The sequence below is a fragment of the Nitratidesulfovibrio oxamicus genome, assembly GCF_015731765.1.
GTDB lineage: Bacteria > Desulfobacterota > Desulfovibrionia > Desulfovibrionales > Desulfovibrionaceae > Cupidesulfovibrio > Cupidesulfovibrio oxamicus.
This window is the reverse complement of record NZ_VRYY01000620.1, coordinates 1-1,084: the sequence shown is the minus strand read 5'-3', so window position 1 is coordinate 1,084 and position 1,084 is coordinate 1. Positions and strand designations below refer to the sequence as shown.

The window sequence follows — 1,084 nt, the reverse complement described above, 5'->3', positions numbered from 1 at the left end:
GGCCGCCCTGCGCGACACGGGCTACCCCTTCGCGCGGGTGGCATCCGCCCGGTACGAGGTGGACCATGCCGCGCGCACCCTGGACGCCACCGTGGACGTGGTGGCGGGGCTGCCCACCCGCATGGGGCCACCGCAAATCAACGGCGCCCGCACGGTGCGCCCCGAATGGCTGGAATCCATGGCGGACTGGCAGGTGGGCCAGCCGTGGGACGAACGGACGGTAGAGCACTACCGAGAACGGTTGCGCGCCACCGGGCTGTTCAGTGCGGTCAGCGCCGGGGCCGTGCCCGCGCCGGAATCCGCCACGGCTACGGACGCCCACGCCGCGTCCGACAGCGAGACGGCCCTGCCGTCCGGCACCCGGACCGACTCCGTCTACACCAGCCCAGTGCGTGTGGAGGTGACCGAAGGCCCGCAACGCACCATGGGCGGCGGCCTGCGCTACGATTCCACCCTGGGTCCCGGCGTGCTGGCCTTCTGGGAACACCGCAACCTGCTGGGGGAAGGAGAACGGCTGCGGCTGGAACTGCCGGTCTGGGACAAGCGGCAAGAGGGCAAGGCCAGCTTCCGCAAGCCGTCCTTCCTGCGTCCCGACCAGGAACTGCTGGCCGAAAGCTGGGTGCGCAACGAAACGTCCGACGCCTACGACCAGCAGGCCGCCTTTGCCTCCGTGGGTCTGGCGCGCGACCTGGCCCCCGGCTGGCGGGCCGGTGTCGGCGTGTCCACCGAGGGTGGCCGCATAGAGGACACGGGCGGCCCGGAGCGCTCGTACACCATGTGGGGGCTGCCGCTTTCGCTGCGCCGCGACGCCACCGACGACCTGCTGGACCCGACGCGCGGCACGCGGGCAGATCTTTCCGTCACTCCCTACACCGGGGTCTACGACGAGCCGTTCAACGTGGTGCGTTCGCGGCTGGATGTCAGCGCCTATCATGTCTTGCTGCGCGGCAGGGCTCACCGCGCGGGTCAGGCCGACAGGGATGACTGGGCCGACAAGTCCGCCGCTCCCGGCAACGGCCTGCCCGACGGTCCCGACGGACGGCTGGTGCTGGCCGCCAGCGCGGCTGCCGGGTCGCTGTCCGGG

General features: G+C 72.0%; 1 protein-coding gene. It reads left to right on the top strand.

Annotation, left to right across the window (positions count from 1 at the left end):
- The coding region (locus FVW20_RS16310; protein WP_196610417.1) for an autotransporter assembly complex protein TamA at positions 1 to 1,084 on the top strand (1,084 nt) is incomplete at both ends.